The organism is Roseburia sp. AF42-8 (genome assembly GCF_003435965.1).
Classification (GTDB): domain Bacteria; phylum Bacillota; class Clostridia; order Lachnospirales; family Lachnospiraceae; genus Roseburia_C; species Roseburia_C amylophila.
Genome location: NZ_QTVB01000073.1, coordinates 1 through 6,283, shown reverse-complemented (window position 1 = coordinate 6,283; position 6,283 = coordinate 1). Strand labels below are relative to the sequence as shown.

Below are 6,283 nucleotides of genomic sequence, written 5' to 3'. Positions count from 1 at the left end.
CCTGCTTTTCGCAGTATTTTTCCAGCATATCACGCTGGTTTGCGATACTGGCACTTTCGCCTTGCAGGTCATCGTCCTTTGACAGCCTGCAATAGACCGCCGCACGATAGCCCCCGGCAAGTGCTGAACCGATTGTTCTGTATTCCATTTCGTTCATCATAGCCATTTACCCACACAATCCAGACGGTATCTGGCTCTGTTGAACCTCATCTTCATTATACTTCAAATCTTTCTTTTTAGCAAGATATTCTTTTGTATTTGTTTTGCCGTATTTCTGGGAAATCAGGCTGACGAACACATCGGTGGCGTCCAGTTCCCCGTCAAATACGGTTGTCACTTCAATCTTGGTCTTATTTTTCGCCATAGGCAGTTATCCTCCATACATGAAAATAGCCAGACAGAGAACGGTCGGCAACGAAGTCCGGCAACGGGCTTCAAAAGACCTTGCAAACAATCTCAATCTGGCGTTGATTACTATTTATACTTTTCTTTTATTTTTCTGTTGTTTTGGTTGTCAGAGAGGGAAAAAGCCCGGAAATAAGGGATTTTCCCCGGCAACCGGCTCGGCAACGGGATAGCAACGAAGTCGGCAACGGGCTGTCATTTTCAGAATGGAAGCTCCATCTGCTCTGTGACCTCCACAAAACCGTCCATCGTTTTTTCAGACGGGTTGCCGGAGTCCGTTGCCGGGTTTTCACGCTCCCAGCCCTTTTGTCTGCCGTATTCCGCAAACATCCTCGGATTGGAAAAGTAGTTCCACCCGGTAATGCACTGGTTCATTATCTCGTTGATTTCCCGGATTTCCCATTGCTTCGGCTCATCAAAGGTGTGGTTTAAGGCTTCCTTGTAGAGCTGCTTGGAGCAGACCGTTTCCCCGGTGTACTTATCAAGGTAAGCCTGTATCATCCCGGCTTTGGTGTCCTCCGGCATAAAATCCCGCTGGTGTTCTTTGAGATACCGCTGCATGGCTGGGCTGAATGACAGCTTGAACATGCCGCTTCGGTAAATCTCCATTGCTTCCGCCCACATCTGGCTGATATAGGCTCTGGAAGCGGCTTCGTCCTCCAAAATGTGAACCTCGGCTTGCTCCGGGTACACCATGACCGGGATAAATCGGCGGTTGCCGGAACGGTCAAGGGGGAGAAAGTCAAGGGCGTTGGAAGTGCCGCCGAACACGCATTGACGGGGGCGGTCTGCCGGGTGAGTTTCATAGGGAATTTTGTAAACCTCTTTCTGGCGGCTTAGAAAGGACTTGATTTCCTCAATGCTCTTGGCATTGGCGGTTGCCATCATTTCCGACATTTCAATTATCCAGTGACCTTGCAGCTTGCGGTACACGTTATCATCGTCCAGCTTCCGCAAATCATCGGAAAACCACTCGTCCCGGACTGCCAGCAGCCGGAAGAAGGTGGATTTGCCAGCCCCCTGACCGCCTACCAGACACAGCATGATTTCAAACTTGCTTCCGGGCTTAAATGCCCTTGTAATCGCCCCCAGCATGAACAGCTTCAAGGCTTCATAGGTGTAATCGTCCACATCAGCTCCCAGAAAGTGCCGCAGACAGAAGCGGATGCGCTCAGTCCCGTCCCATGCAAGGCTGTTCAGAAAATCCCGGATGGGGTGGTACTTATTCTCATTCGCCACAATCCCGATGGCGGTTTCAATCTTTTTCTCACTGGTAAGCCCGTAGGTTTCCTCCAGATAGAGAAGCAGATACTTCATGTCCGTATCGGTCAGGGCTGTGCTTTCTCTGTGAAAACCGATGGGCTTTATGATGTCCTTGCGGTCGGTCAGGATGTTGTAGGCGATTGCCCCGGCAAGCACAGGGTCACGCTGGAATACGGTCAGGCAGTTCCGTATGCTCTGGCGGACGCCGCCTTTCTCGGTGGTTTCCAGAGTTGCCTTTACTTCCTCAACGCTCTGGGGCGGCTGCATGGCGTTCATGGTGTTTTTTAGTTCTTGCTGCGTCTGCGGCTGCAAGCTCTGCCATTCGCTGTTCAAGCTGTATCACATCCTTTCCGTAGTCCATAATCAAAACCGCTTTTTCCTCTGTCTCCCCGAACAGCAGCACATCCAGCAGATATTCCACATGGGCTTGCTTCTGCAAGGCTTCCACGAACCGGGGATGAAACGCTTCCTCCGGGGAGTGCGGGGCATAGTCGGTTTTCCATACCCGTAAGAGGTGTAGATAATCGGCAAGGACACGGAAGCAATGTGCCTTTGCTTCCCGGAACTGTTCTTCCGGGGATTTCTGCCGGGGCTTGGGCTTCCTTGCCCTGCCCGGTGGCTTCCAGTCCTCATAGGCAAGCCCGAAGTCACTCGCCAACTGTGCGGCGGCTTCCTTTTTCCCCAGCCCGTACAGGGCAGCTACAAAATCAATCACATCCCCATCTGCACCACATCCGAAGCAGTGGAAACGCTTGTCCAGCTTCATGCTGGGGTCTTATCGTTGTGGAACGGGCAGCAAGCCATCCCGTTTCTGTTTACCCGGATTCCGTAATGCTCCGCAGCCTGTCTTGTCGTAACGGACTGCTTCACAGCTTCAAATACATTCAAATCAATTCCTCCTTGTAAAAAGAAAAGGCACTTATCATTCTCAATCTGAAAATGGCAAGTGCCTGTTAAAGTTCCATATCCTGTTGTTTGTGTTTCGTCTGCGCCGGGGCGTTTTTCTGTGCTTTCTTCTCGTCAGCCTTATCCTGCAAGACTTCTTTGAGGGGCTGCTTCTTGGGCGGCTCTTTGCTTTCCTCTGTGCCGGGTGTGGCTTTCCGTACCCAGTAGCGGATGTCCCGCAGCTTCTTCAAATCTTCCTGCACCTCGGTCAACGGTACTTTCAAGTCTGCGATTTCGCCCACAAGCTTCGCCTGTTCCTGCAAAAGCTCCTTTTTCGTGCTGTCCTTATCATCCGGGTGCTTGGCAAGGTAGGCACTGGCTTTCTCAAACCGGGCAACCTCCGGGTGTTCCAGCTTGAATTTTTCCTTAGTTTTCTTGAAAAATATCTTCTGGTATTTCTCATAAACGGGCTTACATTCCTTACAGTCCGTCCGGGCGGCAAGGATAGCGTCAATCACGTTGCTGCGGGTTTCCTTTGGCTTCATCTGCTTTCGGTAGTCGGCGGCAGATTTCCCGGACGTTTCTATAAAGTTTTCCAAATCCTCCACGGTGGAAAGTCCCTTTCTCTGAAGATAGGACAGGGCTTCGCTGACTGCCTTTAAGTCTTTGGAAGTTCCACGGTTTTGTCCCGCCCGTGTCCAGTCGCTCCGTTCTGCCTTTCGTACCTCCATGTACTTCATCAACAGATTGGGAAGAAATACCGCTTCCTCCGCAGCTTTTTCCGCAAGCAGTTCTTTTCGTTTTTCACTAAGCTCGATAATCCAGCCTTTGAGATTTTTAATAAGCTGCCGGATAGACTTCATCAGGCTGTTGGCGGCTTTGATTTCCCGGTTCAGATTTCCGATGTTGGTCTGAATCCCTCGCTTTTCCATCTGCCGGACAGCAGCACCCTCATGGACGGTAGGGATAATATCAAGCCCCTGTCTTTCATAAGAACGGAGATCCACCCGCTCCGGGCGGTTGTTGGCTTCCAGATAGCGGTTCTGGATGATCTCCCATTCATGCCGCCAGATTTCACAATACTTGCGGTCGTTCCAGTCAACCGTATCTTCCTTGTGACTTTTCCATCTGCCGGACGGAAGTTTTATCCGTTCCCCGTTCTCGTCAAGGTCATAAACCTTGCGGCTCTTGGGAAGCCATTTCCCATGTTCATCCATTGCCCGCATAGTCAGCATGACATGAGCGTGAGGGTTTCCGTCCCCTTTGTCATGGATGGCAAAATCCACGCACATTCCTTTGGAAACAAACTGCTGATTGCAGAAATCCCGGACAAGGGCGGCGTACTGGTCGGGCGGTATCTCTCTGGGAATGGAAAGCACCCACCGCCTTGCAAGCTGGGAGTTCCATTGCTTCTCAACAGCTTCGGCGGCGTTCCATAAGGTATTGCGGTCTGCATACTCTGGCGGGGCATTTGCCGGGAGCAGGATTTCATTATGGACGATACCACGCTTTTCTGGGTAGTGCTTCACTTGCTGGTCGTATTCACAGAACAGCTTTTCGCCGCTTTGGTAAGCAGCGGCGGCAACAGCAGACTGGCGGTTGCTACGCTGGACGATGGAGATTTGATTGTGTGGACAGGGCATTTAGTGTTCCTCCTTTCCGATTTTAGGTATAAAAAAAGCAGGAGACCTTTTTCAGATTTCCTGCTTGGTGTGCCGCTGGGGGCGGCGGGTATTTAGTTAAAATTCAAGATTACTTAACTTTATAATAGTTTTCTATTGCCTGTGCAAAGAAATCAGAAGCCCCTTCACCGTATTTTTCGTCTATCATTGGTTTGATTTGTTCATTGCGGTAATACTGCGTCTGTGCCATCATAAAGCCTTTTTCTTCTTTTATCTGGGCAAGCTGTTTCATAACAAAGCCATATTCTCCAACAAGCTCTTTTACTTCAAAAGAATCTATGTCACAATTCTGTTTTGCAATCAGTTTTTGCAAAATCGCTTCTATCCGTTTGTTATAGCTTTCTGCAACTTCTTTGCTGACGGGAGTTCGGGCAACAGACAGAAACTTGTCCTTTCCACCATACCATTCAACTACCTTTGCATAGCCTTTCTGCATTTCTTCCGAAGATACGACTTCCATATAATGCTTTTTCCATTGTTCAATGCTACCAAATTCTTTAATTGCAATGTTTCTCATATTCTCCGGCATATGCTCAAGCATGGTTTGGAACATTTCTTCTACTTCTGTTTTGGTAAAAATTGTAAAATCCATTTTGTTCTCTCCTTTCAGAATGTCATCAATGCTGGCAATCAGACGTTCCATTCGTTCTTTCTTTGTTACCAACATTTTTCGCTGTACTTGTAGAATCTGATTTCTTTCAAGAGCCGGATTGTCCAAAACAGCTTTGATTTCTTTCAAGGAGATATCAAACTCACGGAAAAATAAAATCTGTTGTAATGTTTCCAGTGCCTTATCGTCATAAAGCCGGTATCCCGCATCACTTTTTTCTGTTGGCTTTAACAACCCGATTTCATCATAATAGTGAAGCGTGCGAACGCTGATACCTGTTAAATCTGATATTTCTTTTACTGTCCTCATAGCTGCTGACCTCCTGTTCCTGATAAGGTAACTTTAATCTATGACGTTCCGTGAGAGTCAATAGGCATTTTCATTTTTTAGTATAACATTTTTCATTTCTTCTCAAAAGACAGAAAACTGATTCTGTAAAACTTGTCGGCTGGGAACAGCTTGCAACGCAAGGTGTCCCCAGATGGCAAGTCCACAAAAGGGTAGCTGGCGAAAGCCAGCGCAGGGGAAGTGTAGCGTCCCCTGTTTGATTTGGAGCAGTCCGTGGCTGCGGAAAATCACAGCCCTCCGGCGAGGAGCCTTCGGAGAACGCAATGCACCAACCTTTGGGTGGTGTATAATTGCGCCCTTAGTAAACTAAGGGGTTTCCAGCTTCTCCCGTTCCAGCAGTTTTTTCAATAGTTCCTGCGTGTCCTGCCTGTGAAAAATGAGTTTCAACAGCAGCATGACATCATCATCTGTCAGGCGTTCCGGCTCTTGCAGAAAACTTTCCAGCATACCGCCACGAGTACAGAGCCGATGCGTCCGTTCCTTTCGGGTAAGCTGCTTCAACTGGTGCTGCAATGCCTTTTCATCATTGATGGCTTTCCGCAGTTTCTTTTCGCTTTTTTCCAACTCCCGGTTGAGCTTTTCCAGTTTTGAGGTATCAGGCAAGGGCAGCGTCCTCCTTTCCCGGTATCAGCACATAAATCCTGTTTGGTTCTCCAATGCCCTGACGCACCCGCATGATAAGTCCGGCGGTTTCCAGTTCATTCAGAGAACGCTTGACCGTCATGGGGCTGCGGGACAGGACTGCGGCAATGGCTGTGATGGGGAAGCAGACAAACAGGATTCCGTTCTCGTCCTCCTTCCCTTTGGATAGCATAGCGTCCAGCATCCGGCAGTACATGACCTTTGCGGTGCTGCTGACTGGAAATCCTGTCAACGCTCTGGGAAATGGCATACAGGGCGGTAATGGTGTGTCTATCGTCATAAATTCAAAATTCATTCGGTGTGTTCCTCCTTTTTCTTTGCTCGTTTGGATAAATAACAGGGGCAGTCAATCACAACCGCCCGGAAGCTCTGCTTGCACCCATGCTGGCATTTCCGGCATAATTCGTTGTAAGTGACACGCCCCCGGTCATTGAGGTAAAAGGAAAGC

At 49.0% G+C, this 6,283-nt stretch carries 6 protein-coding genes and 1 pseudogene; all 7 read right to left on the bottom strand.

The window, feature by feature from the left end:
- Window positions 1–166: 166 nt before the first annotated feature.
- The 7 genes and pseudogenes from DW059_RS14630 to DW059_RS14595 all read right to left on the bottom strand — a co-directional run bounded on the left by DW059_RS14630 (window position 167) and on the right by DW059_RS14595 (window position 6,130).
- Window positions 167–364, bottom strand: coding sequence for a hypothetical protein (locus tag DW059_RS14630; RefSeq protein ID WP_002595176.1), 198 nt, complete (start codon window positions 362–364; stop codon window positions 167–169).
- 242 nt (window positions 365–606) lie between these two features.
- A complete protein-coding gene (locus DW059_RS14620; protein WP_117699277.1) occupies window positions 607–1,944 on the bottom strand; it encodes a virulence-associated E family protein in 1,338 nt (445 codons plus the stop codon).
- Window positions 1,913–2,556 (bottom strand): annotated as a pseudogene (locus DW059_RS14615) (CHC2 zinc finger domain-containing protein). The gene DW059_RS14620 and the pseudogene DW059_RS14615 overlap by 32 nt, the downstream one beginning before the upstream one ends.
- Window positions 2,557–2,621: 65 nt before the next feature.
- On the bottom strand, window positions 2,622–4,196 hold the full coding sequence (gene mobQ, locus DW059_RS14610; RefSeq protein ID WP_025544159.1) for a MobQ family relaxase: 1,575 nt from the start codon (window positions 4,194–4,196) through the stop codon (window positions 2,622–2,624).
- Window positions 4,197–4,305: 109 nt separating this feature from the next.
- Window positions 4,306–5,154 carry a MerR family transcriptional regulator gene (locus tag DW059_RS14605; protein WP_025544158.1) on the bottom strand — a complete coding sequence of 283 codons (849 nt, stop codon included), beginning with the start codon at window positions 5,152–5,154 and terminating at the stop codon, window positions 4,306–4,308.
- A 345-nt stretch (window positions 5,155–5,499) separates the two neighbouring features.
- Window positions 5,500–5,796: a DUF3847 domain-containing protein gene (locus DW059_RS14600; protein WP_117628259.1), complete on the bottom strand. Its 297-nt coding sequence runs from the start codon at window positions 5,794–5,796 to the stop codon at window positions 5,500–5,502.
- Window positions 5,789–6,130 carry a DeoR family transcriptional regulator gene (locus DW059_RS14595; RefSeq protein ID WP_005924748.1) on the bottom strand — a complete coding sequence of 114 codons (342 nt, stop codon included), beginning with the start codon at window positions 6,128–6,130 and terminating at the stop codon, window positions 5,789–5,791. The genes DW059_RS14600 and DW059_RS14595 overlap by 8 nt, the downstream gene beginning before the upstream one ends.
- Window positions 6,131–6,283 lie beyond the last annotated feature (153 nt).

Coding starts and splice junctions, on each gene's coding strand:
- mobQ (WP_025544159.1), bottom strand. CDS start 4,196: ATGCCCTGTCCACACAATCAAATCTCCATCGTCCAGCGTAGCAACCGC.
- DW059_RS14595 (WP_005924748.1), bottom strand. CDS start 6,130: ATGAATTTTGAATTTATGACGATAGACACACCATTACCGCCCTGTATG.
- DW059_RS14630 (WP_002595176.1), bottom strand. CDS start 364: ATGGCGAAAAATAAGACCAAGATTGAAGTGACAACCGTATTTGACGGG.
- DW059_RS14605 (WP_025544158.1), bottom strand. CDS start 5,154: ATGAGGACAGTAAAAGAAATATCAGATTTAACAGGTATCAGCGTTCGC.
- DW059_RS14620 (WP_117699277.1), bottom strand. CDS start 1,944: ATGAACGCCATGCAGCCGCCCCAGAGCGTTGAGGAAGTAAAGGCAACT.